Origin of the sequence: Stenotrophomonas sp. PI_27 (genome assembly GCF_027854495.1) — a bacterium.
Taxonomy (GTDB): Bacteria; Pseudomonadota; Gammaproteobacteria; order Xanthomonadales; family Xanthomonadaceae; genus Stenotrophomonas; species Stenotrophomonas pavanii.
The window spans coordinates 1-24,119 of record NZ_JAJNOF010000024.1 but is presented as its reverse complement, the minus strand read 5'-3'; the positions used below and the strand labels follow the sequence as shown (position 1 = coordinate 24,119).

At 67.3% G+C, this 24,119-nt stretch carries 23 protein-coding genes; 15 read left to right on the top strand and 8 right to left on the bottom strand.

Annotation, left to right across the window (positions count from 1 at the left end):
- Positions 1-87: 87 nt before the first annotated feature.
- On the bottom strand, positions 88-3,306 hold the full coding sequence (gene putA, locus LRM18_RS19845) for a bifunctional proline dehydrogenase/L-glutamate gamma-semialdehyde dehydrogenase PutA (protein ID WP_150827422.1): 3,219 nt from the start codon (positions 3,304-3,306) through the stop codon (positions 88-90).
- Between the two features lie 274 nt (positions 3,307-3,580).
- Here putA and LRM18_RS19840 point away from each other — a divergent pair, with 274 nt between their 5' ends.
- The 6 genes from LRM18_RS19840 to LRM18_RS19815 are packed head-to-tail and all read left to right on the top strand — an operon-like array spanning position 3,581 to position 8,410.
- Positions 3,581-4,057 carry a DUF2244 domain-containing protein gene (locus LRM18_RS19840; RefSeq protein WP_049471508.1) on the top strand — a complete coding sequence of 159 codons (477 nt, stop codon included), beginning with the start codon at positions 3,581-3,583 and terminating at the stop codon, positions 4,055-4,057.
- Positions 4,058-4,068: 11 nt separating this feature from the next.
- Complete coding sequence (coxB, locus tag LRM18_RS19835; protein WP_154329923.1) at positions 4,069-5,022, top strand: cytochrome c oxidase subunit II; 954 nt, start codon at positions 4,069-4,071, stop codon at positions 5,020-5,022.
- 59 nt (positions 5,023-5,081) lie between these two features.
- Positions 5,082-6,689, top strand: coding sequence for a cytochrome c oxidase subunit I (ctaD, locus tag LRM18_RS19830; protein ID WP_049465376.1), 1,608 nt, complete (start codon positions 5,082-5,084; stop codon positions 6,687-6,689).
- Positions 6,690-6,697: 8 nt separating this feature from the next.
- Positions 6,698-6,934 carry a hypothetical protein gene (locus LRM18_RS19825; RefSeq protein WP_064237508.1) on the top strand — a complete coding sequence of 79 codons (237 nt, stop codon included), beginning with the start codon at positions 6,698-6,700 and terminating at the stop codon, positions 6,932-6,934.
- Entirely contained in the window at positions 6,931-7,521 is a 591-nt protein-coding gene (locus LRM18_RS19820; RefSeq protein WP_049465371.1) for a cytochrome c oxidase assembly protein, read from the top strand. The genes LRM18_RS19825 and LRM18_RS19820 overlap by 4 nt, the downstream gene beginning before the upstream one ends.
- Before the next feature lie 13 nt (positions 7,522-7,534).
- The gene (locus LRM18_RS19815; RefSeq protein WP_053505029.1) at positions 7,535-8,410 is read left to right on the top strand and encodes a cytochrome c oxidase subunit 3; all 876 of its coding nucleotides are present in this window, start codon (positions 7,535-7,537) and stop codon (positions 8,408-8,410) included.
- Positions 8,411-8,427: 17 nt separating this feature from the next.
- Here the strand turns inward: LRM18_RS19815 and LRM18_RS19810 are convergent, their stop codons facing one another.
- Positions 8,428-8,646 (bottom strand): twin transmembrane helix small protein, encoded by a 219-nt coding sequence (locus LRM18_RS19810; protein ID WP_005412025.1) that lies wholly within the window; start codon positions 8,644-8,646, stop codon positions 8,428-8,430.
- 57 nt (positions 8,647-8,703) lie between these two features.
- Between LRM18_RS19810 and LRM18_RS19805 the strand changes: the two genes are divergently transcribed.
- The 4 genes from LRM18_RS19805 (at position 8,704) to cyoE (ending at position 12,170) form a co-directional block, all read left to right on the top strand.
- The gene (locus tag LRM18_RS19805; RefSeq protein WP_049465366.1) at positions 8,704-9,420 is read left to right on the top strand and encodes an SURF1 family protein; all 717 of its coding nucleotides are present in this window, start codon (positions 8,704-8,706) and stop codon (positions 9,418-9,420) included.
- Positions 9,421-9,528: 108 nt separating this feature from the next.
- The gene (locus LRM18_RS19800) at positions 9,529-10,098 is read left to right on the top strand and encodes a hypothetical protein (protein ID WP_049465364.1); all 570 of its coding nucleotides are present in this window, start codon (positions 9,529-9,531) and stop codon (positions 10,096-10,098) included.
- 10 nt (positions 10,099-10,108) lie between these two features.
- Complete coding sequence (locus LRM18_RS19795) at positions 10,109-11,272, top strand: COX15/CtaA family protein (RefSeq protein WP_053505031.1); 1,164 nt, start codon at positions 10,109-10,111, stop codon at positions 11,270-11,272.
- A gap of 4 nt (positions 11,273-11,276) precedes the next feature.
- Entirely contained in the window at positions 11,277-12,170 is an 894-nt protein-coding gene (gene cyoE / locus LRM18_RS19790) for a heme o synthase (RefSeq protein ID WP_049465359.1), read from the top strand.
- Positions 12,171-12,323: 153 nt separating this feature from the next.
- Here the strand turns inward: cyoE and LRM18_RS19785 are convergent, their stop codons facing one another.
- From LRM18_RS19785 to rpsU, 6 genes are all read right to left on the bottom strand, one after another.
- Positions 12,324-13,295, bottom strand: a complete 972-nt coding sequence (locus LRM18_RS19785) for a bile acid:sodium symporter family protein (protein ID WP_005407800.1) — start codon at positions 13,293-13,295, stop codon at positions 12,324-12,326.
- A gap of 28 nt (positions 13,296-13,323) precedes the next feature.
- Positions 13,324-13,824 (bottom strand): sulfur transferase domain-containing protein, encoded by a 501-nt coding sequence (locus LRM18_RS19780; RefSeq protein WP_103281916.1) that lies wholly within the window; start codon positions 13,822-13,824, stop codon positions 13,324-13,326.
- 27 nt (positions 13,825-13,851) lie between these two features.
- Complete coding sequence (dnaG, locus tag LRM18_RS19775; RefSeq protein ID WP_270955334.1) at positions 13,852-15,579, bottom strand: DNA primase; 1,728 nt, start codon at positions 15,577-15,579, stop codon at positions 13,852-13,854.
- A 61-nt stretch (positions 15,580-15,640) separates the two neighbouring features.
- Complete coding sequence (locus LRM18_RS19770) at positions 15,641-16,561, bottom strand: YihY/virulence factor BrkB family protein (protein ID WP_049465353.1); 921 nt, start codon at positions 16,559-16,561, stop codon at positions 15,641-15,643.
- Positions 16,562-16,666: 105 nt separating this feature from the next.
- Positions 16,667-17,110, bottom strand: coding sequence for a GatB/YqeY domain-containing protein (locus LRM18_RS19765; RefSeq protein WP_005415013.1), 444 nt, complete (start codon positions 17,108-17,110; stop codon positions 16,667-16,669).
- Between the two features lie 133 nt (positions 17,111-17,243).
- Positions 17,244-17,459 (bottom strand): 30S ribosomal protein S21, encoded by a 216-nt coding sequence (rpsU, locus tag LRM18_RS19760; protein WP_002808376.1) that lies wholly within the window; start codon positions 17,457-17,459, stop codon positions 17,244-17,246.
- Between the two features lie 166 nt (positions 17,460-17,625).
- Between rpsU and tsaD the strand changes: the two genes are divergently transcribed.
- From tsaD to LRM18_RS19735, 5 genes are all read left to right on the top strand, one after another.
- Positions 17,626-18,651: a tRNA (adenosine(37)-N6)-threonylcarbamoyltransferase complex transferase subunit TsaD gene (gene tsaD, locus LRM18_RS19755; RefSeq protein WP_049465351.1), complete on the top strand. Its 1,026-nt coding sequence runs from the start codon at positions 17,626-17,628 to the stop codon at positions 18,649-18,651.
- Between the two features lie 423 nt (positions 18,652-19,074).
- A complete protein-coding gene (folB, locus tag LRM18_RS19750; RefSeq protein WP_049465349.1) occupies positions 19,075-19,428 on the top strand; it encodes a dihydroneopterin aldolase in 354 nt (117 codons plus the stop codon).
- Positions 19,429-19,518: 90 nt separating this feature from the next.
- Positions 19,519-20,790, top strand: a complete 1,272-nt coding sequence (locus LRM18_RS19745) for a mechanosensitive ion channel domain-containing protein (RefSeq protein WP_057494755.1) — start codon at positions 19,519-19,521, stop codon at positions 20,788-20,790.
- A 128-nt stretch (positions 20,791-20,918) separates the two neighbouring features.
- Positions 20,919-23,093, top strand: coding sequence for a glycoside hydrolase family 3 N-terminal domain-containing protein (locus LRM18_RS19740; RefSeq protein ID WP_064237513.1), 2,175 nt, complete (start codon positions 20,919-20,921; stop codon positions 23,091-23,093).
- Positions 23,094-23,222: 129 nt separating this feature from the next.
- Positions 23,223-23,774 carry a hypothetical protein gene (locus LRM18_RS19735; RefSeq protein WP_270955332.1) on the top strand — a complete coding sequence of 184 codons (552 nt, stop codon included), beginning with the start codon at positions 23,223-23,225 and terminating at the stop codon, positions 23,772-23,774.
- Positions 23,775-24,119: the final 345 nt, after the last annotated feature.

Below are 24,119 nucleotides of genomic sequence, written 5' to 3'. Positions count from 1 at the left end.
CGGCCGCGCCGGGAAAGCCGAGCAGGAAGCAAGGCACAAAAAACCCCGCGTTCGCGGGGTTTCTTGTTTGCCGCATCAAGCCGGCGATCAGTCGCCCAGGGTCAGCAGCGAGGCGTTGCCGCCGGCGGCGGTGGTGTTCACCGTCACCGTCTTTTCGGTGGCAAAGCGCAGCAGGTAGTGCGGGCCGCCGGCCTTCGGGCCGGTGCCGGACAGGCCCTGGCCGCCGAACGGCTGCACGCCGACCACCGCACCGATCTGGTTGCGGTTGACGTAGACGTTGCCGACATGGACGCCATTGCTGATGCGGTCCACGGTCTCGTCGATGCGCGAGTGCACGCCCAGGGTCAGGCCGTAGCCGGTGGCGTTGATCTGGTCGATCACCGCATCGAGCTGGTCGCCCTTCCAGCGGATCACGTGCAGGACCGGACCAAACACTTCCTTCTGCAGCTGGCCCAGGTCCTTCAGTTCGTAAGCGCGCGGCGCGAAGAAGGTGCCGTGGGCGGTGTCGGCCGACAGCTCGGCAGCGGCGATCAGGCGTGCTTCGCGGTCCATGCGCTCGGCGTGGTCCTGCAGGATCTTCAGCGCATCGGCGTCGATCACCGGGCCGACGTCGGTGGACAGCAGGCCCGGGTTGCCGACCTTCAGTTCCTTCATCGCGCCGGCCAGCATGGTCATCACCTTGTCGGCGATGTCGTCCTGCACGAACAGCACGCGCGCGGCCGAGCAACGCTGGCCGGCGGAGGTGAAGGCCGAACCGATCGCGTCCTTGACCAGCTGTTCCGGCAGCGCCGAGGAGTCGGCGATGAAGGCGTTCTGGCCACCGGTCTCGGCGATCAGCACGCCGATGGCGGCGTCACGCGCGGCCATCGCGCGGTTGATGGCACGGGCGGTATCGGTGGAGCCGGTGAAGGCCACGCCGGCCACGCGCGGGTCGGCGGTCAGCGCGGCACCGACGGTGGCGCCGTCGCCCGGCAGGAACTGCACCACCTCGGCCGGCACGCCGGCGTCGTGCAGCAGCTTCACCGCGTAGTAGCCGATCAGGTTGGTCTGCTCGGCCGGCTTGGCGATGACGCTGTTACCGGCAGCCAGTGCAGCAGCGACCTGGCCCAGGAAGATCGCCAGCGGGAAGTTCCACGGGCTGATGCAGACGAATACGCCGCGGCCGTGCAGCTGCAGCTCGTTGGACTCACCGGTCGGGCTGGGCAGCTTCTCGGCGTGGCTGAACTGCTCGCGCGCCTGCTTGGCGTAGTAGCGCAGGAAATCCACGGCTTCCCGCACTTCGGCGATGCTGTCGGGCAGGCTCTTGCCGGCTTCCTTCACGCACAGCGCCATGAACTCCGGCATGCGCGCTTCCAGCTGGTCGGCGGCGTGCTCGAGGATGGCGGCGCGGCTGGCGGCCGGGGTGCGGTTCCAGGCCGGCTGCGCAGCCACGGCGTTGGCCAGGGCCTTCTGCACGGTGGCGGCATCGGCGGCCAGCCACTGGCCGACCACCTCGCGGGTGTCGGCCGGATTGGTCACCGGCAGCGCGGCGCCGGCCGGGCTGGCGCCCGGCACCAGCGGGGCAGCCTGCCACGGCTTCACCGCAGCGTTGATCTGCTCGGCCAGGGCGCGCAGTTCGTTGTCGTTGGCGAGGTTGACGCCCATGGAGTTCTTCCTGTCGTGGTTCTGGCTGCGCAGCAGGTCAACCGGCAGCGGGATCTTGGGATGCGGAATCGAAGCGAACGAGGCGACCATCTCGACCGGATCGCGGATCAGGTCGGCGATCGGCACGCGCTCGTCGGTGATGCGGTTGACGAAGCTGGAGTTGGCGCCGTTTTCCAGCAGGCGGCGCACCAGGTACGGCAGCAGGTCTTCGTGCGAACCGACCGGGGCGTACACGCGGCACGGCAGGCCCAGGCGGTCGGCCGGCACCACTTCGGCGTACAGGTCGTCGCCCATGCCGTGCAGCTTCTGGTGCTCGTACACGCCGCCGTTGGCGATGCTGCGCACGGCCGCGATGGTATGCGCGTTGTGCGTGGCGAACATCGGGTAGATCGCGTCGGCATGGGTGAACAGCCGCTTGGCGCAGGCCAGGTAGGACACGTCGGTGTTCTGCTTGCGGGTGAATACCGGGTAGCCCGGATAGCCTTCGATCTGCGCGCGCTTGATCTCGGCATCCCAGTAGGCGCCCTTGACCAGGCGCACCTGCAGGCGGCGACCGGCGCGGCGCGCCATGTCGGCCAGGTGGTCGATCGTGTACGGCGTGCGCTTCTGGTAGGCCTGCACGACCACGCCGAAGCCATCCCAGCCGGACAGCGAGGCGTCGGAGAACACCTGCTCGATGATGTCCAGCGACAGTTCCAGGCGGTCGGACTCTTCGGCGTCGACGGTGCAGCCGATACCGTAGCTCTTGGCCAGCTGTGCCAGTTCCAGCACGCCCGGCACCAGGTCCTTCAGCACGCGCTCGCGCTTGGCGTGCTCGTAGCGCGGGTACAGCGCCGACAGCTTGATCGAGATGCCCGGCGCGTTGTTGACGTCGCCGTCCGGGCGGCCGCCGCGCGCCTTGTGATCGCCGCCGATGGCGTGGATCGCACGACGGTAGTCTTCCAGGTAGCGCAGCGCGTCCTTCATGGTCAGCGCGCCTTCGCCCAGCATGTCGAAGGAATAGCGGTAGCTGGCGTTGTCGCCCTTGTGCGAGCGCGCCAGGGCTTCGCTGATGGTGCGGCCCATGACGAACTGGTGGCCCATGATCTTCATCGCCTGGCGCACGGCCAGGCGCACCACCGGCTCGCCGACGCGACCGACCAGGCGCTTGAACGCGCTGGGCGCATCGGCGCGGGTGGCGTCGTTCATCTGCACCAGCTTGCCGGTCAGCATCAGGCCCCAGGTGGAGGCGTTGACCAGCACCGAGTCGCTGCCGCCGAGGTGTTTTTCCCAGTCGGCATCGGCCAGCTTGTCGCGGATCAGCTTGTCGGCGGTGTCCTGGTCCGGAATGCGCAGCAGTGCCTCGGCCACGCACATCAGCAGCACGCCTTCCTCGCTGCCCAGGTCGTACTGGCGCATGAAGGCTTCGATGGCGCCCTGGTCCTTGGCGCGCACGCGCACGCGGCCGACCAGGTCGGCGGCCAGCGCCTGCACCCGGGCCTGTTCCTCGGCGGGCAGGCGGGCCTGCGCCAGCAGGTCGCGGACGTGGCTGGCCTCGTCCTTCAACCAGGCGTCGGTGATGGCCTGGCGGAACGGGTTGGGGGACGCCGGCAGTTCCGGCGACAGCAGCGCGCCCGGACGCGGAGCGTCGCTGGCGGCAGGGGAGGAGGAAGGTGCGTTCATGCCGGTCCGGCCAATGGAAAACTTGGCGATTTTAATCATTTTTGCGGGTTCCGGAAGTGCCCCGAAGCGCCCTTCGTGAAGGGCTCATAGCCCGTAGCGGTGGTGGATTCAGCGTGTTCAGCACGCCCGTCAACTTTTGTGCTGAATTCGTCATTCGCGCCGCCGACCTCATGCTGTGTTGCAGCATCGGAAAAAGTGTGAATGCACCCTTGCTACCGGCGAGAGGGCGGGGCTACCATCGAGACGTTTCCCGCGGCAGGAACGCGGTTGCGACATGATCGAGGTGCTTCCAGCTCCGGATGGGTCAGGTACGCAGCTGCGGCTGCGTCCCCCACGGGCGCTCGATGCCCGGCAGTTCGTCCTGTTGTTCACCGTGTTGTCGGGTGCGATGTGGCTGGTGTCCGCCCTCGGGTGGTGGGCCGGCAATGCATTCGCCCCCCTGTTCGCGCTGCTGTACAGCCTGGTGCTGGCGGCCGCGCTGCGTGCCTTGTGGCGCAGCGGTGAACGGCAGGAGGAGATCCGGGTAGTACCGGCGTACGTGGAGGTCATCCCCGTACCCGGTGGATCGCCGGTGTTCCGGGCCCACCCGCACTGGGTGCGCCTGCTCACCGACGATGAGAGGGTCCGGCTGGCATCCAGCGGCCGGCAGGTGGAGGTGGGGAGTTTCCTCGCGCCGGCCGAACGCCAGACGCTCGCAGAGACACTTGAAAGCTTGCTCGCCGCCAGCGATGGCGGCCACCGACGACGCTAAGGGTCTAGGCAATGAAGCAAAGCAGCAGGTGGGGCACGAAGTGCGTTGCAGCGGTCGCCGCCATGGTGGCCGGGGGATGGGTTCCGGCGTTGGCCTGGGCCCAGGCGGCCGATCCCAAGCCGTGGCAGCTGAACATGGGCAAGGGGGTGACCCAGACCTCGCGCCTGGCCTGGGAATCGAACAACCTCTCGTTGATCATCTGCACGGTGATCGGCGTCATCGTGTTCGGGGCGATGGCCTACGCCATCTTCAAGTTCCGCAAATCCAAGGGCGCGGTCGCCGCCACCTTCAGCCACAACACCAAGGCCGAAGTGATCTGGACGGTGATCCCGGTGATCATCCTGATCGTGATGGCATGGCCGGCCACGGCCAACCTGATCAAGATGTACGACACCCGCGATGCCGAGATGACGGTGAAGGTCACCGGCTACCAGTGGATGTGGAAGTACGAATACCTCGGCGAGAACGTCACCTTCACCAGCCGCCTGGACCGCGAGTCCGACCGCGTACGGCAGAGCGGTATCGTACCGACCCGCGAAAGCCATCCGCATTACCTGCTGGATGTCGACAACCGGCTGGTGCTGCCGGTCGATACCAAGGTCCGCTTCGTCATCACTTCCGACGACGTGATCCACGCCTGGTGGGTGCCGGCGCTGGGCTGGAAGCAGGACGCCATCCCCGGCTTCATCAACGAAGCCTGGACCCGCATCGAGCAGCCCGGCGTCTACCGCGGCCAGTGCGCCGAGCTGTGTGGCAAGGACCACGGCTTCATGCCGATCGTGGTCGAGGCGGTGTCCAAGGAGGACTTCAAGCAGTGGCTGGCGCAGCGCAAGCCGGCGCCGGCTGCCGAGCCGGCCACGCCTGCGGCACCTGCCGAACCGGCTGCACCGGCGGGCGAGGCACCGGCTGCGCCTGCTGCTGCAGAAGCGGGCAGCGCACCTGCCACCGCAGCCAGCGGCGCGTGATGTAAAGCCCGCGGCCGCCCGCGGCCGTGGTGACAACCGATTCTGAGAGGTGTTTTGCAATGGCGCACTCGGCAGTTGGGCACGACGATCACCATCACCAGCAGAGTTTCTTCGAGCGTTGGTTCTTCTCGACCAACCACAAGGACATCGGCACGCTGTACCTGGGTTTCAGCTTCATCATGTTCATCATCGGTGCGGCGATGAGCGTGGTGATCCGCGCCGAGCTGGCACAGCCGGGCCTGCAGTTCGTGAAGCCCGAGTTCTTCAACCAGATGACCACCGTGCATGCACTGGTGATGATCTTCGGCGGCGTGATGCCGGCTTTCGTCGGCCTCGCCAACTGGATGATCCCGCTGCAGATCGGCGCGCCGGACATGGCGCTGCCGCGCATGAACAACTGGTCGTTCTGGTTGCTGCCGGTGGCCTTCAGCCTGCTGTTGCTGACCCTGTTCCTGCCCGGTGGCGCGCCGGCCGGTGGCTGGACGCTGTACCCGCCGCTGTCGCTGCAGGGTGGCTACAACGTTGCCTTCAGTGTGTTCGCCATCCACGTGGCCGGCATCAGTTCGATCATGGGCGCGATCAACATCATCGCCACCGTGCTCAACATGCGCGCGCCGGGCATCGACCTGCTGAAGATGCCGATCTTCTGCTGGGCCTGGCTGATCACCGCCTTCCTGCTGATCGCGGTGATGCCGGTGCTGGCCGGTGCGGTGACCATGCTGCTGACCGACAAGTTCTTCGGCACCAGCTTCTTCAACGCCGCCGGTGGCGGTGACCCGGTGATGTACCAGCACATCTTCTGGTTCTTCGGGCATCCCGAGGTCTACATCATGATCCTGCCCGCCTTCGGCGTGGTCAGCGAGATCATCCCGACCTTCAGCCGCAAGCCGCTGTTCGGCTACCAGGCGATGGTGTACGCCACCGCCGCGATCGCGTTCCTGTCGTTCATCGTCTGGGCCCACCACATGTTCACCGTGGGCATGCCGCTGGGCGGCGAGATCTATTTCATGTTCGCCACCATGCTGATCTCGATCCCGACCGGGGTGAAGGTGTTCAACTGGGTCAGCACGATGTGGCGCGGCTCGCTGACGTTCGAGGCGCCGATGCTGTGGTCGGTGGCCTTCGTCATCCTGTTCACCATCGGTGGCTTCTCCGGCCTGATGCTGGCGATCGTCGCCGCCGACTTCCAGTACCACGACACCTACTTCGTGGTCGCCCACTTCCACTACGTGCTGGTGACCGGCGCGGTGTTCGCGCTGATCGCCGCGGTGTACTACTGGTGGCCGAAGTGGACCGGGCGCATGTACAGCGAGAAGTGGGCCAAGGTGCACTTCTGGTGGTCGATCGTGTTCGTCAACCTGCTGTTCTTCCCGCAGCATTTCCTCGGCCTTGCCGGCATGCCGCGCCGCATTCCCGATTACAGCGTGGCCTTTGCCGACTGGAACCTGATCAGTTCGATCGGCGCGTTCGGCATGTTCGTCACTCCGTTCATGATGGCCGCGATCCTGCTGTCCTCGCTGCGCAACGGTGAGAAGGCCGAGGCCCGTTCCTGGGAAGGCGCGCGCGGGCTGGAGTGGACGCTGCCGTCGCCGGCACCGGCGCACACCTTCACCACGCCGCCGACCCTCCGCCCGGGGGACCTGGCGCATGACGACATCACGCATTGAGGTGGGGCATGCATAACGAGAGCCCGCTCCCGATCGGTAGAGTCGAGCCATGTTCGGCGGATGAGAAGCAGCCGACCAGCGGTCGGCTCTACAACAATGAAGAGCAGCCGACCAGCGGTCGGCTCTACCAGGGCGGAAGCATCGAGCAGCAGCGCCAGCGTGCGAAGCGCACGGCGATGTGGGTCGGCGCCATCGCCGTACTGGTCTATGTCGGCTTCATCCTCAGCGGGGTGATCGGGCGATGAGCGAGGCACCGGCCAGCACGCCCTCACCCAGTGCCGGGCTGCCGCGCCTGATCGGCGTGGCGGTGGCGGTGTTCCTGCTGACGTTCTCGCTGGTGCCGCTGTACCGCATTGCCTGTGAAAAGGTGTTCGGCGTGCGCCTGGAGCGCGGTCCCGGAGGGGAAGCCAGTGCAGGCGCGGCGGCGGGCAAGCGCACCGTGCGCGTGGAGTTCGACGGCGGCGTCAATTCGCGCCTGCCGTGGTCGTTCCATCCTGAGCAGCTGACCATGGACGTGGTGCCCGGCGAACTCAACGAGGCGCTGTACTTCGCCCGCAATGACAGCGCAGCTGCCGTGGTCGGCAGCGCGGTGCCATCGGTGGCGCCTGCGCGTGCCTCGGGCTTCTTCAGCAAGACCGAGTGTTTCTGTTTCACCGCGCAGACGCTGCAGGCCGGCGAGAAGCGCGACATGCCGGTGCGTTTCATCGTCGATCCGGACCTGCCGCCGGAGATCAAGACGATCACCTTGTCCTACACCTTCTACCGCAACGACGCGTTGTCCGATCGGCTGGCCCCGGCCGCCACCTCGGACGGCGCGCACGCCGCACCCTGACCCGGATACCGACATGGCCCAGACACCGACCGACGCCAACGTGTACTTCGTCCCGGCCCAGAGCAAATGGCCTTTCGTGGGGTCCATCGCGATGATGGTGACCATGGTGGGCGTGGCCAGCTGGCTCAACGATGCCGGCTGGGGGCGCTGGACGTTCTACGTCGGCATCGCGATGCTGGTGCTGACCCTGTTCTGGTGGTTCAGCGACGTGGTGCGCGAGTCACAGGCGGGCAGCTACAACCACCAGGTCGATGGTTCGTTCCGGATGGGGATGATCTGGTTCATCTTCTCCGAAGTGATGTTCTTCGGTGCCTTCTTCGGCGCGCTGTTCTACACCCGCAACCTGGGCCTGTCGTGGCTCAGTGGCGAAGGCCGCGGGGTGATGACCAACGAGCTGCTCTGGCAGGGTTATTCCGCTGGATGGCCGACCAATGGCCCGGCGGCGATCGGCGGTGCGTTCCAGACCATCCCGGCCTGGGGGCTGCCGCTGATCAACACGCTGATCCTGCTGACCTCCGGCGTGACCCTGACCATCGCCCATCACGCGCTGAAGGCCGGCAACCGCCGCCAGCTGCTGGTCTGGCTGGGCCTGACCGTGGTGCTCGGCCTGGGCTTCCTGACCCTGCAGGCAGAGGAGTACCTCCACGCCTACAAGGAACTGAACCTGACGCTGGGCTCGGGCATCTACGGTTCGACGTTCTTCATGCTGACCGGTTTCCACGGCGCGCACGTGCTGCTGGGCACGATCATGCTGGTGGTGATGTGGCTGCGTTCGGCCAAGGGGCACTTCACCCGCGACAACCATTTCGGTTTCGAAGCCGCTGCGTGGTACTGGCACTTCGTCGACGTGGTGTGGCTGATGCTCTTCATGTTCGTCTACGTGCTTTGATCCCGGCGGCTGCGGCGTCAGCCGCCGATGCCGTGCGGTTTGATCCAGCCCATGTAGATGCTCACGATCACCAGCAGGATCAACGCGACCGACACCGCGATGCGACGTGTCAGCGCGTTGACCGTGCGCTTGGTCTGGCCGCGGTCGACCAGCAGGTAATACAGGCCGGCGCCCAGATTCCAGACGATGACGATCAGAAACGCGATTACCAGCAGGGTCTTCAGCGAATCACTCATGCGCGGCTCGAGGGCAGGGTGGATGCGCCTATCTGACCGCGTTTGCGCGGACTTGTCATGATGCGCCAGCACACGCGCGTGATCGGGTGGCTTCTGGCCGTGCTGGCGATGGCCGGATTCACCGCATTGGGGCTGTGGCAGCTGCAGCGCATGCATGCCAAACAGGCGCTGTTGGATGCGCAGGGGCCAGCGGTGGCTCAGGCGCTGTCGCTGGCCCAGGCGCTGGCCGCACCGGGCGCGTTGCATGGCGTGGCCGACCATGGCCGCTTCCTGCCCGGCGTGGTGCTGCTGGACAACCAGACCCGGCACGGCCGCGCCGGGGTAAAGATCTACCGCCCGTTCCGCAGTGACGAAGGCCGCGTGCTGCTGGTCGACCTCGGCTGGCGCGCGCTGCCGCCGGACCGCACGCTGCCGGAGGTGCCGTCGCCGCCTTCGCCGGTGGCCGTGCGCGGGCTATTGGCGCCGCCGCCGTCGGCCGGGCTGGCGCTGGGGCCGGCGTTCTCTGCCACCGGTGAGGCCGGGCGCTGGCTGGCCAGCCGGTTGCCGGCGGAGGGCCTGGCGGCGGCGCTGGGCCTGCCGGCCTTGCCCGAGCGCGTGCTGCGCCTGGATCCGGCGCTGCCCTTCGGCGACGAACGCGACCTGGACCTGCTGCCCAACACGCTGCCGCCGCAGCGCCACCTGGGTTACGCCGTGCAGTGGTTCGGCCTGGCGCTGACCGTGCTGGTGGTGGCGCTGGTGCTGGAGTGGCGCAGGCGACGTGCCGTGGCCCGGTAGTGCCGGCCGCTGGCCGGCATCCCCCGCAATCCTGGATGCCGGCCAGCGGCCAGCACTACCGGGGTACCGCACCCGCACCCCTTGCCCAACCATGAGAAAATGCCCCGCATGAACACTGCTACGTCCCCGCAGGCGCGCGGTTCCGGCCGCCGGACCCTGGTGCTGCTGTTTGCCGTGTTCTTCGGGGCGATGGCACTGGCGGCGGTGCTGCGCTTCTCCGGCTGGCAGCCGACCGGGCACCGCAACGCCGGCCAGCTGCTGCAGCCGCCGGTGGACCTGCGCCAGCAGGCACCGACCCTGGCCAATGGCCAGCCGTACCCGTGGAACCCCGAAGCCCGTACCTGGCGCCTGCTGGTGGCCCCGCCCGGTGCCTGCGACGCGCAGTGCGTCACTTTGTCGCAGGGACTGGGCAAGGTGTGGCAGCTGTTCGGCCATAACGCCGATAATGTCGAGATCCTGTGGCTGGGAACGCCACCGGCGTCGATCGCCTCGCTGCCCGCGCTGCGGCCGCTGGCTCCGTCGCCAGCCCTGCGCGCGGCGCTGCCCGGCGTCGATGATCCGGCTGGACTGCCGGTCTACGTGATCGATCCGAACGGCTTCGTGATCATGCGCCATGCCCCCGGCACCGACCTGGGTGGCCTGCGCAAGGACATGGCCACGTTGCTGAAACTGAAGTGAGTCCCGTTTGATGAGCCTTTCCGCGCGTCCGGCGCTGCACCGCAATTTCCACCGCCTGGCGTGGTTCGCCATGATCATGACGGCGAGCACGATCATGTTCGGCGCCTTCGTGCGCCTGTCCGATGCCGGCCTGAGCTGCCCGGACTGGCCGACCTGTTACGGGCAGGCCACCTGGCCGCAGCACGTGGAAGAGACCATCGGCCACCCGGCGGCGGAGATCCGCCCGCTGGAGACCCACAAGGCCTGGCGTGAGCAGGTGCACCGCTTCCTGGCCGGCGCGCTGGGCATCGAGATCCTGACCCTGGCCCTGCTGGCCACGCGCAAGCGCCGCTTTGGAACCACGGCGGTGGTGACCGCCTGCGTGCTGGTGGCCGCCGGCATACCGCTGTACATGATGGGCTGGCATGGAACGGCCAGCGCGCTGGCCCTGATCGGCGAGGCGATCCTGCTGATCGCCGCGTTGCGCTGGAGCAACATCGACCTGGCGCGCGCCGCACTGCTGACCCTGGCGGTGGTGATCTTCCAGGCCCTGCTGGGCATGTGGACGGTGACCCTGCTGCTCAAGCCGATCGTGGTGATGGGCCATCTGCTGGGCGGCATGCTGATGTTCGCGCTGCTGGCCTGGATGGCGTGGCGTGCCACGCACATGCCGATCACCCTGGCCGAGGCGCCGAAGCTGAAGTGGCTGCTGCGCATCGGCCTGGCCGTGCTGGTCACCCAGATCGCCCTGGGCGGCTGGGTCAGCGCCAACTACGCGGCGCTGGCCTGCGGCGGTGGCAGCGCCTCGCTGGACAACTTCCCGCGCTGCGCCAACCAGTGGTGGCCGCAGCACAACTTCGTCGAAGGCTTCACGCTGTGGCGTGGCATCGGCGTGGATTACGAAGGCGGCGTGCTCGATGGCGCCTCGCGTATCGCCATCCAGATGGCCCATCGCCTGTTCGCCGTGGTGGTGGCCGTCTACCTGCTGTGGCTGGGCGTGCGCCTGTTCCGTTTGCCGAGCATGCGTGGCTGGGCCAGTGCGCTGATCGCGCTGCTGGTGCTGCAGGTCACGCTCGGCATCCTCAATGTGAAGCTGGCACTGCCGCTGGAAGTGGCCGTGGCCCATAACGGCGTGGCCGTTGCCCTGTTGTTCGTGCTGGTCAGCCTGCTGGCCCGCCTGCGTGCCCCGGACTGATTCCATGTTTTCCAATTACCGCCAGTACTGGGACCTGACCAAGCCCAAGGTCGTCGCCCTGATCGTGTTCACCGCGCTGGTCGGCATGGTCCTGGCCATTCCGGGCGTGCCCAGCTGGGAGCAGGTGCGCGCCGGCCTGCTCGGCTTCCTCGGCATCTGGCTGGCGGCCTCGGCCGCGGCCGCGATCAACCAGCTGCTGGACGCGCACATCGATGCGCAGATGGCGCGCACCTCGTGGCGGCCGCTGGTGGTGGGCAAGGTCAAGCCATGGCAGGTGCTGGTGTTCGCCGGCGTGCTCATCGTGCTGTCGATGACCCTCCTGGTGCTGTGGGTCAACCTGATCACCGCGGTGCTGACCTTCGCCTCGCTGATCGGCTACGCGGTGATCTACACCGTGTACCTCAAGCGTGCGACCTCGCAGAACATCGTCATCGGCGGCCTGGCCGGGGCGATGCCACCGATGCTGGGCTGGGCCGCGGTGACCGGCATGCAGGGTTCGTCGGACTGGGCGTACTCGTCGCTGCTGGTGCTGATCATCTTCATCTGGACGCCGCCGCACTTCTGGGCGCTGGCGATCTTCCGCCGCGAGGATTACGCCAAGGCCGAGATCCCGATGCTGCCGGTGACCCACGGCGTGGTGCACACCCGCAGGCAGATCATGGTGTATTCGGTGGTGCTGGCGCTGGTCTGCCTGCTGCCGTACCTGGTGGGCATGAGCGGTGCGTTCTACCTGGGCGGCGCAATCGTGCTCAATGCCGTGTTCCTCTGGTACGCCTGGCGCATGCTGGACCCGCCGGACGAGCTGTTCTCGATGAAGATGTTCTATTACTCCATCGTCTACCTGATGGCGCTGTTCGCCTTCCTGCTGGTGGACCACTGGATCCTGCCCTGGTTGTGATCTCGGGGTCGGATCCCCGAAGGGGCTCTGACCCCACCTGTTCGCGCGGACATCCACGCATGGCGTGGATCTACGCCGGATCACAGGCATCAGCCAAGCATGGGCTCGGCTCCACAGTAGATCCACGCCATGCGTGGATCATTCCCCGGATGGTCAGGGCTTGCGCCGCGCATAACGCTGCGCGATCACGCCGCAGACGATCAGCTGGATCTGGTGGTAGATCATCACCGGCAGCACGATGGCGCCGAGACTGCCGCCGGCGAACAGGACCTTGGCAATCGGCACGCCGGTGGCCAGGCTCTTCTTCGAGCCGCAGAACACGATGGCGATCTCGTCCTCGCGGTTGAAACGCAGGCGGCGGGCGATGAAGGTGATCAGCGGCATGGCGATGCCGAGCAGCACGGCGGCGACCACCGCCACCGCCAGCAGCGACAGCAGCGGCGTCTTGCTCCACAGGCCTTCGGTGACGGCTTCGCCGAACGCCGAATACACCACCAGCAGGATCGTGCCCTGGTCGGTGTAGCGCAGCAGCGCGCGCTGCTTTTCCACCCAGCCGGCGATCCACGGCCGCAGCAGGTGGCCCGCCACGAACGGCACCAGCAGCTGCAGCATGATGCCGCCGATCGCATGCAGCGGGTCATGCACGCCGCCGGAAGTACCGGCCAGCGCGGTCAGCAGCAGCGGGGTCAGGAACACGCCGAGGATGCTCGACAGCGAAGCGCTGCACACCGCCGCTGGCACGTTGCCGCGCGCCATCGAGGTGAACGCGATGGACGACTGCACGGTGGAGGGCAGGGTGCACAGGAACAGCACGCCCAGGTACAGCTCCGGGGTCAGCAACCAGCCTGACAGCGGCTTGAACATCAGCCCCAGCAGCGGGAACAGGAGGAAGGTGCAGGCCAGGATGGTCAGGTGCAGCCGCCAGTGCAGCATGCCGCCGATGATCGACTCGCGCGGCAGGCGCGCGCCGTGCAGGAAGAACAGCGCGGCGATGGCGACGGTGGTGACATCGTCGAGCACGATGGCGGCGGCGCCCTTCATCGGCAGCAGCGAGGCCAGGCCGACGGTGCACAGCAGGGCGAGGGTGAAATTGTCCGGTCGCAGGCGCGACCACCAGCGGGTCATGGTGGGCAGTGTCCTTGGTGCGGAGGGTTCAGGGCGAAGTGACCGGCGTGGCCAGGCGCTGGCGGGTGGCGGTTTCCAGCGACTTCAGGCCGGCGCGCTGGCCAAGCCGCAGGGCCTGTTCGGGGCTGGCGTGTTCGTAGCGTGCGTTGACCAGGCCGAGCACGGCGCCAGCACGGTTGCCGGACGCGCAGTGCAGCAGCACCGGCCCCTGGCTCTGCTGCAGGGCCTGGTGCACGGCGCGCACGTTGGCGGCATCGAGCCCGTCGGCGCCGGCCACCGGGATGCGCACATAACGCAGGCCGAGTGACTCGGCGGCACGGGTTTCGTCGAAACCGCGATCCTCGCCAGGCTGGCGCAGGTCGATCACGGTGCGCACCCCCTGCGCGGCCAGGGCCCGCAGCTGTGCAGCGCTGGGCTGGCCGCCGGCATACAGGCCAGGCCGGACCTCGTTGAGGGATGCCTCTTCGGCCAGGGCCGCCAGTGGCAGGCAGAGCGACAACAACAGCAGGCAGGTCAGGCGCAGCAGCATGGTCTTCTCCGTGAGAGCGGTCTGCCGCTACAGGCGCAGTCCGGCGCGCGCCTTCAGCAGCTCGCGCAGCTCGTACTTGTCAGTATCGTCCAGACCCTGCTGGCGCTGCTTTGCCAACAACTCCTCCAGACGTTGCACCAGCAGCTGTTTCTCCAGCTGGGCCACCGCGTCGTGCAGCTCCTGGGTCCAGCTGGCTTCGGTGCCGGGCAGTGTCTGTGCCGCCAGCGTATGCAGCGAAGCCTGTTCCTCACGCCCGTCGAAGTGTTCCAGCAGGGCGCCGGTGCTGATGTCCGGGCGCTGTTCGACCAGCCCCAGCAGCTCCAGCAGCAGCTCCACGCCCGGCAGGCGCAGGCCCTGGAAGTGATGCTGGCCACCCAGGGTCAGCGCCAGCGACGGTTGCTGCAGCAGCACGGCGATCGCGCCGCGCACCAGGCTGCGCTTGGCCACTGGCTGGATCGTCCGTGCAGGGGCCACCGGGCCGCTATTTGCACCGAACACGCTTTGCCCGGTCATCTCCAAGATTCGGGCAGCCATGATGTCTCGGAAGCCACTGTCGGGCATTCGCAAGATGTCAGCTTTGCACTTGTCAAAGAACGCTGCGCGTCCAGTCCGGCTTGATAGCTGCGCCCCCTGCATTCTCTGGCTGAAATAGAACTCGGAGATGGGCATGGCTTCAGCAAGGCGAGCCTCGAATGCTTCTTTGCCCTGGCTCCGTACAATGGAATCTGGGTCTTCACCATCAGGGAGGAAGAGAAAGTAGGCCTCCTTTTCTTCCCGCATCTTGGGCAGAACAGATTCAAGGGCCTTCCATGCCGCTGAACGCCCGGCCCTATCACCGTCGAAGCAGAAATATGCTTTATGTGCGTTGCGGAACAGCAGCTCGGCATGGTCCGGCGTGGTGGCGGTACCCAGCGTGGCCACCGCCTGGGTGACGCCGAACTGGAACAGCGAGACCACGTCCATGTAGCCCTCGACCACGATCAGCCGCTCGATCTTCTGGTTGGCCTGGCGCACCTGCCACAGGCCGTACAGCTCCCGGCCCTTGTGGAACAGCGCGGTCTCGGGCGAGTTGAGGTACTTGGGGCCGTCGTCCTTCTCGAACACGCGGCCGCCGAAGGCGATCACCCGGCCACGACGATCGAAGATCGGGAACATCACCCGGTCGCGGAACTTGTCGTAGACATGGCCGCGATCGTTCTTGGAGAACAGGCCGGCACGGTCGAGCAGCTTCATGCGCCGCTCGTCCTTGCCCAGCGCATCGCGCAGGCCGCTGTACCCGTCCGGGGCGTAGCCGATCTGGAAGCGCGCGCGGTTCTCTTCGTCCACGCCACGCCCATCGAGGTAACTGCGTGCCTTGTCGCTGCTTTCCAGGTTCTTCTGGAAGAACCGGGCGGCGGCATCCAGTGCCGAATACAGCTCGCGGCTGTCGTCCTGCTGCTGGGGGCTGCGCGGGTTCTCGTTGCGCGGTACCTCCATGCCGGCACGCTTGGCCAGCTCATCCACCGCATCGAGGAACTCGAGGCGGTCGTAGTTCATCAGGAAGCTGATCGCGGTGCCGTGCGCGCCGCAGCCGAAGCAGTGATAGAACTGCTTGGTGGGCGAGACCGTGAACGAGGCCGAGCGCTCGTCATGGAACGGGCAGCGCGCGGCGTATTCCTTGCCCTGGCGCTTCAACGGCACGCGGCTGCCCACCACCTCGACGATGTCGGTGCGGGCCAGCAGGTCGTCGATGAAAGCGTCGGGGATACGGGCCATGGGCAATAGGGCAGGGCGCGGTGCAGGACCACGCAACGGAACCGGGGGCGGTCGCCCTAGTTTACCCCCTGTCGGGCACCTGGCTGGCGGTTGCCGGATCAATGCCGGCTGCGGCCAGGTGGTGGCGCGCGCGCAGGCGCTCGTCGATCACCGCCGTCATCAGGGCGCCCACGAAGAACACGACGGTGGCGTAGTAGATCCAGACCAGCGAGATCACCAGCGCACCCATCGAGCCGTAGGCGCTGCCCGGTGCCACGGTGGCGATGTAGACGCCGATGCCGTAGCGGCCCAGTGCGAACAACGCCGAGGTGATGGCACCGCCGATGAAGGCCTGGCGCCACGCCACGCGACGGTCGGGCAGGTAGTGGTACATGAAAGCGAACCCCACCGCGTACAGCAGCAGGCTGGTGGCGTAGCCCAGCGCCGGCAGGATCGAAGGCAGCTGTGCGAAGGCCACCTGCAGCACCGTGGTGGCAGTCATCGACAGGATCAGCAGGAAGCCCAGGGCCAGCACCACGCCGAACGAGAACACGCGCTTGCGCAGCCAGGCCTTGATGCCCTCCAGGCGCTCGCCACTGGTGCGGAAGATCAGGTTGAGCGCGTTCTGCAGCTGCGCAAACACGGCCGTGGCGCCCACGAACAGCAGCAGCGTGCTCCACAGGCCCGCCAACGAGCCGACGTCCGGTTGGTTGTCGGCATTCTTCAGGACGGTTTCGGCCACGGTCGCGGCACTGCTGCCGGCCACCGAGCTGATCTGCTCGATCAGCGCCTGCTGTGCCGGCGGGTACAGCGAGGCGGTCAGCCACAGCAGCAGCACCAGCAGCGGTGCCATCGACAGCAGGGCGTAGAACGAGACGGAGGCTGCCTGGGTCAGCACGTCGACGTCGATGAAGCGCTTGGCCACCGCCATCGGAAAGCTGTCCTGCAGGCGCTTGAGGTACTTGTGCAGGGACACGGGAACGTTGGGCTCGGGTTCAACCATGTGTGCGGTTGTAGCAGGCGACCGACGAAGGTGCGGTGAAGCGGGTGCATCAATGGGGTCAGAGCCCTTCCGCGCTGCGGAAGGGATCCGACCCCGCGTGCCGGGTTACGCCAGCTGCTGCTTGACCAGCTTGGACACCAGACCCATGTCGGCCTGGCCGGCGAGCTTGGGCTTCAGGGCGCCCATCAGCTTGCCCATATCGGCCGGGCCGGACGCACCGGTCTCGGCGATGGCGGCCTGGATGGCGGCCACGATCTCGGCCTCGCCCATCTTGGCCGGCAGGTAGGCTTCGATGACCACGATCTCGGCGCGTTCGATCTCGGCGAGGTCTTCGCGGTTGGCGGCTTCGTACTGGCTGACCGAGTCCTTGCGCTGCTTGACCATCTTGTCGAGCACGGCGATCACGGCGGTGTCGTCCAGCTCGATGCGCTCGTCGACTTCGCGCTGCTTGATGGCAGCGTTGATCAGGCGGATCACGCCCAGCTTGTGCTTCTCGCCCGCCTTCATGGCGGCCTTCATGTCTTCGGTGAGCTGCTGCTTCATGCTCATGAGGAACCTCGTGGTGGTAGGTGGGGCGGGGCGGCTGCCCGAACCCGGAAACGCAAAAAGCCGGCGACGCTCGCGCGTGCCGGCTTCGGCTCCATCGCGACAGGCAGGCCCGCCGCAATGAAGATGCGTCCGATCAGTACAGGCGCTGACGCTTGGTGACGTCGCGCGACGAGCGGCGCAGCTGACGCTTCACAGCAGCGGCGGCCTTGCGCTTGCGCTCCTGGGTCGGCTTTTCGTAGAACTCGCGCTTGCGGGTTTCGGCCAGCACACCGGCCTTTTCGCAAGTGCGCTTGAAGCGGCGAAGAGCAAACTCGAAGGGCTCGTTCTCGCGGACTTTGACGCTGGGCATGGAATCTCCGGGACACAGTAGAACCGGGTCACGCCCGGCGAGCCGCACATTATAGCGGCGAATAGACAAACTGCAAGCGGCCAACCCTGAATACGGGCCGGAGGTTCGAAAGCAGTGAGATCTGCACGTCCCCCGAGGGGGCGGCAGGGGCGTCATAATAGCAGGCATGCGAGTCCTTGGCATCGAATCTTCCTGTGATGAGACCGGCGTGGCGGTGTATGACACCGACCTGTCCGGCAGCGCGGCCCTGCGCGCCCACGCGGTCTACAGCCAGATCGCCCTGCACGCCGAATATGGGGGTGTGGTGCCTGAGCTGGCCAGCCGCGACCACGTCCGCAAACTGCTGCCGCTGGTGCGCCAGACCCTGGCCGACGCCGGCCTCGGCGTGGGCGATATCGATGGCGTGGCCTACACGGCCGGTCCCGGCCTGGTCGGCGCGCTGCTGGTCGGCGCGGGCGTGGCCCGCTCGCTGGCCTGGGCGCTGGAGGTGCCGGCAGTGGGCGTACACCATATGGAAGGCCACCTGCTGGCGCCGCTGATGGAAGACGACCCGCCGGAAGCGCCGTTCGTGGCCCTGCTGGTGTCCGGTGGCCATACCCAGCTGGTGGCGGTGGACGCCATCGGCCAGTACCGGCTGCTGGGCGAGACCCTGGACGATGCGGCCGGCGAAGCCTTCGACAAGACCGCCAAGCTTATGGGCCTGCCGTACCCGGGCGGCCCGCAGCTGGCCAGGCTGGCCGAGCAGGGCACGCCGGGCGCGTACCGCTTCGCGCGGCCGATGACCGACCGCCCGGGGCTGGATTTCAGCTTCTCCGGCCTGAAGACCCAGGTCCTGATGGCCTGGCGCGACAGTGACCAGAGCGAGCAGACCCGCGCCGACATCGCCCGCGGCTTTGAAGACGCCGTGGTCGAGACCCTGTCGATCAAGTGCGAGCGCGCGCTGGAAGCGGCTGGAACCAATGTGATCGTGGTGGCCGGCGGCGTCGGCGCGAACAAGCGCCTGCGTGCGCGCCTGCAGCAGATGGCCGAGCGCCTCGGCGGCCGTGCCTGCTTCCCGCGGCCGGCGCTGTGCACCGACAACGGCGCGATGATCGCCTTCGCCGGTGCGCTGCGGCTGCAGGCCGGCCAGCACAGCCCGCCGAAGGTGGACGTGACCCCGCGCTGGGACATGGCGACGCTGCCGGCGGTATGAGCCGGTCGCGCCGGGCCTCGCCCGGCGGACGCATTACGCACGCCCTGCCCATGGCGATGCCGCCAACACCGTCGTCGCCCGCTCATGGTGCTGCAGCCAGCCCAGGGTGTGCGGGCAGCGCGCGTGGATCAGCTGCGGTAACGCAATCTTCAAGCCCCACGTCCAGATGGCTCCCTCGAAGCGCCGGGTGAAAAGCTGCGGGCAACGCCGCCGCGTCAGGCAGCCACGATCTGCATCGTGTGCTTCGGGACTCGCGGCTGGATTCCAGCTCCCGCCGGGGACGTTGAGAGGTACCAAAGGGCCCCGCCAGCAGGGCCCTTTGTCTTTTCCGGGCCGCCTCACGCCGACCGCCCACCGCCCGTTCCGGGCAGGCTCACCGCCGTGCCGTTACCATGGCCGCCTGTATTCGTGCCGGTACGCGCAATGGACAAGGTTTTCATCGAAGGGCTGACGATCGACGCCCTGATCGGGATCTACGATTGGGAACGACGGATCCGCCAGGACCTGGTGTTCGACCTGGAAATGGGCTTCGACAACCGACGCCCCGCGGCCACCGATGACATCGCCCACACCCTGAACTACAAGGCAGTGAGCAAGCGCCTGGAACAGTTCGTGCGCGAGTCGGAATTCGGCCTGGTCGAAACCCTGGCCGAGCGCTGCGCGCAGATCGTGCTGGACGAGTTCGAGGTGAAGTGGCTGCGCCTGAAGCTGAGCAAGCCCGGTGCGGTGCGCGGTGCGCGCGCGGTGGGCGTGATCATCGAGCGCACGCGCGACTGACCCGGCAAACCGGCCGCCGGCCGGAAACCCCGGTAGTGCCGGCCGCTGGCCGGCAATCTTGGTAACAACGAAACAGACAGGAGACAACGGATGGTGGACGCGGTGGTGGCGGTACAGTGGCTGGAACGGCTGCAGAACACACTGGAACCCTATCCTGGCGCCTACCTGGCGTTGATGATCTCGGCGCTGCTGATCGCAGCGGGCCTGGCCAACTGGGTGACCAAGCGCATCCTGTTGCGTGGCCTGCGGCGTCTGCTCAGCCGCCTTCCCGGCGCCGATACCGGCCGCGGCAGCCACCTGATGCGGGTGATCTCGCGGCTGTCGAACGTGGTCCCCAGCCAGGTGATCGCCTCGGGTATCCGCATCGTGCCGGACCTGCCGCCGGGACTGGTCAGCTTCATCATCGGCGCCTGCCAGGCGTGGGCGATCCTGACCGTGGTGCTGGCCCTCTCGCATGCGCTGGATGCGGCCAATGATCTCTACGAGCGCCGCCCCGAGGCCCGCAACAAGCCGATCAAGGGGTACCTGCAGGTCGCCAAGATCGTCATCTTCGTGATCGCGGGCCTGTCGATCGTCGCGACCCTGGCGGGGGTCGATCTGCGCTACCTGGTCACCGGCCTGGGCGCGGCCACGGCGGTGCTGATGCTGATCTTCCAGGACACCATCCTGTCGCTGGTGGCCAGCGTGCAGATCAGTGGCGATGGCCGCGTGCGCATCGGCGACTGGATCGAGATGCCCAGCCAGAATGCCGACGGTGACGTCATCGACATCGCGCTGCACACCGTCACCGTGCAGAACTTCGACAAGACCATCACCACCATCCCGACCAAGAAGCTGGTGACCGAGTCGTTCAAGAACTGGCGCGGCATGCAGGAGGCCGGCGGGCGCCGGATCAAGCGCGCGCTGTACCTGGACCAGCACAGCGTCGGCTTCCTGGACGAGGGTGACCTGGCCTTCCTCGGCGAGTTCGCGCTGCTGCGCGACTACCTGCGCGAGAAAGCGCAGGAGCTGGGGCAATGGAACGGACGCCTGCGCGAGCAGGGCGTGGCCGAGGTCAACAGCCGCCGGGTAACCAACCTGGGCACCTTCCGCGCGTATGTGGAGCGCTATCTGCGCAGCCATCCGGGCATCCATACCGACATGACCCTGCTGGTGCGGCAGCTGCAGCCGACCACCGAGGGCCTGCCGCTGGAGCTGTACTGCTTCACCCGCAGCACCGCCTGGGGCGAGTACGAGGCCGTGCAGTCGGACATCTTCGACCACCTGCTGGCGATCCTGCCGGCCTTCGGGCTGCGGGTGTTCCAGGCGTCCAGCGACGCCATGTTGATGGCCGGGCAGCGCCAGCTGGCCGGGTCGGAGTAAGCTGCGGTGCCCCTGGCGGGCGCCTGCGGGTCCCGCCGGGGGAGGAAGCTGAATGACGAAACCTCTCGCAAAATCGCCCGGGATCGCTAGAATGCCGGGCTTGTAAACGTTTTCATCAAGGACTGCCGGTGGCCTCCGATCGCATCGAATCCCTCATTGCCCAGATGACCGTCGAGGAAAAGGTCGGCCAGCTGGGTGTCTTCGCGGACATGGTCCGCCCGTTCGCCCCGGACGTGAACCCGGAAGCCAACGTGCGCAATGCCGACCAGGTGCTGCAGCAGGTGCGCGAGGGCAAGGTCGGCTCGCTGTTCAATGGTGTGGGCGCCGAACTGGGCCGCCGCATCCAGCAGGTCGCGACCGAAGAGAGCCGCCTGGGCATCCCGGTGATCCTCGCCGCCGACGTGATCCACGGCATGCGTACCGTGTTCCCGATTCCGCTGGGCGAGGCCGCCAGCTTCGAGCCGGACCTGGCCGAGCGCACCGCGCGCGCCACTGCGATCGAAGCCACCGCTGCCGGCCTGCACTGGACCTATGCGCCGGCCGTGGACATCGCCCGCGACCAGCGCTGGGGCCGTGGCGCCGAAGGTGCCGGCGAGGACGTGGTGCTGGGCTGTGCGTTCGCCGCCGCCCGCGTGCGTGGCTTCCAGGGCAGCGACCTGCGTGCGGCCGATTCGCTGCTGGCCACGCCGAAGCACTTCGCCGCCTATGGCGCAGTGATGGCCGGCATGGAGTACAACATGGTGGACATCTCGCCGCAGACCCTGCGCGATGTGCACCTGCCGCCGTTCAAGGCCGCCTTCGATGCCGGCGCGATCACCGTGATGTCCTCGTTCAACGACATCAACGGCGTGCCGGCCAGTGCCAATGCCGAACTGCTGACCGACATCCTGCGCGGCGAATGGAAGTTCCCGGGCGTGGTGATCTCCGACTACACCGCCGACATGGAACTGGTCGCGCACGGCTATGCCGCCGATGACCGCGATGCCACGGCCAAGGCGTTCACCGCCGGCCTGGACCTGAGCATGCAGAGCGGCTTCTACGCCGAGCACCTGCCGGGCCTGGTCGAGAGCGGCGAGGTGCCGATGGCGGTGCTGGATGAGGGCGTGCGCCGCATCCTGTGGCTGAAGGAGACCATCGGCCTGTTCGACGACCCGTACCGGTCGCTGGACCCGGCGCGTGAAGCGGATACCTCGCACCTTGCCGCGCATGATGAACTGTCGCGCGATGCTGCGCGGCGTTCGATCGTGCTGCTGAACAACCGTGACAACGTGCTGCCGCTGCAGAAGACCGGGCAGAAGATCGCGCTGATCGGCCCGTTCGTGCAGGACCGCGAGAACATCGAAGGCTGCTGGACGCTGTTCGGCGACAAGCAGCGTTACGTGGACCTGGAAACCGGCGTGCGTGCCGCCATCGGCGACGAAGCGCTGCTGGAAATCGTGCCGGGTTGCGAACTGGAAGCCGCGATTCCCGGCGGCACAGAAGCCGCTGTGGCTGCCGCACTGCGTGCTGACGTGGTGGTGCTGGCGCTGGGCGAACCGCAGCGCTACAGCGGTGAAGCGCAGTCGCGCGTGGAAATCACCCTGCCGCCGGCACAGCAGGCGCTGGCCGAGGCCGTGGCGATGACCGGCAAGCCGCTGGTGGTGCTGCTGCGCAATGGCCGCGCGCTGGCATTGCAGGGCGCGGTGCGCAATGCGCAGGCCGTGGCGGTGACCTGGTACCTGGGCACGCAGACCGGCCATGCCGTGGCCGATGTGCTGTTCGGCGACTACAGCCCGTCCGGCCGCCTGCCGGTCAGTTTCCCGCAGGTGTCCGGCCAGCAGCCGTACTTCTACAACCACCCGCGTACCGGCCGCCCGGAACTGCCGACCATGTCGGAGTTCAAGGCCCGCTGGCGCGAGATTCCCAACGAACCGCTGTACCCGTTCGGCCATGGCATCGGCTACACCACCTTCGCCTACGGCGTGCCGCAGCTGAGCACGGCACAGCTCGGCTGGGACGACACCCTGACCATCACCACCGTGCTGACCAACACCGGCCGCGTGGCGGGCGAGGAAGTGGTGCAGCTGTACATCCACGATCGCGTGGCCAGCCGCGTGCGTCCAGTGCGTGAACTGAAGGACTTCCGCAAGGTGGCGCTGCAGCCGGGCGAGTCGGCCGAAGTGGTGTTCACTTTGACCCGCGAGCAGCTGGCCTTTACCGGCCGCGATGGCGTGCTGCGTGCCGAGCCGGGCCAGTTCGACCTGTGGGTCTGTGCCTCGTCGGCCGCCGGCGAAGCGGTGCAGTTCGAACTGCTGAAGGCCTGATCAAGAAAAAGGGGACGGAGGGGATTAAGTCGTTTGTGCCACTAACGACTTAATCCCCTCCGTCCCCTTTTTGTTGTCCTCACTGTGGCGGCGCTACCATCGGGCTTCCTGTTTTGACGGAGTGCGCGCATGCGCCGGATGGCCTACCTGATTCCCGCCCTGCTGCTGGCGGCCTGTTCGCAGCCTGAGCCGCCGGCGCAGCCTGCGGTGGATGCGCCGCCGCCGATGGAAGCGAACGCGGCAGCGACGCCTGCCGCTGAACCGGCGGCGCCGGCTGCCGAACCCGCTGCTGCACCTGCTGCACCGGCAGCCGAGGCGCCCGCCGAGGATGCGCGTGCGCGCATCGAGTCGTTGCTTGGCGATGCCGCGCAGTTCGAAAAGGTCTTCAATGCGTTCAAGGCCGCCGTGGTTGGCGGAGATCGCGCTGCGGTGGTCGAGGAAGTGCGATTCCCCTTGAACATCAGCGGCGGAAAGAAGATCTCCGGCCCCGGAGAGTTCCAGCGCAACTACGAGAAGATCATCACGCCGGAGGTGGTCAAGGCGGTGTCCGAGCAGGACTTCGGCAAGGTGTTCGTCAACCAGCAGGGCGTGATGATCGGCAGCGGCCAGGTGTGGTTGAGTGGCCAGTGCCTGGACCAGGCCTGCACGAAGATCGAGGTGAAGGTCATCACCATCCAGTGATTGCAGACGACCCCGCGTGCGGGGTCGTCTGGCAAGGGTAGTGCCGGCCGCTGGCCGGCCACCGCAGGGTGCTGGAAGGATCCAGGGTGCCGGCCAGCGGCCGGCACTACCTGCCGTCTTCCGGCAGCCACAGCGCACCGTCGGGTGCGCTCGCCCATCACGAAGACCGAGGTGAAGGTCCCCCGCGTGCGGGGTTGTCTGGCAAGGGTAGTGCCGGCCGCTGGCCGGCAACCGCAGGATGCTGGAAGGATCCAGGGTGCCGGCCAGCGGCCGGCACTACCTCAGGTCTTCGGCGTGAGCTTCAGCAGGCGTGCCTTGCTGCCGTCTTCCAGCAGCCACAGCGCG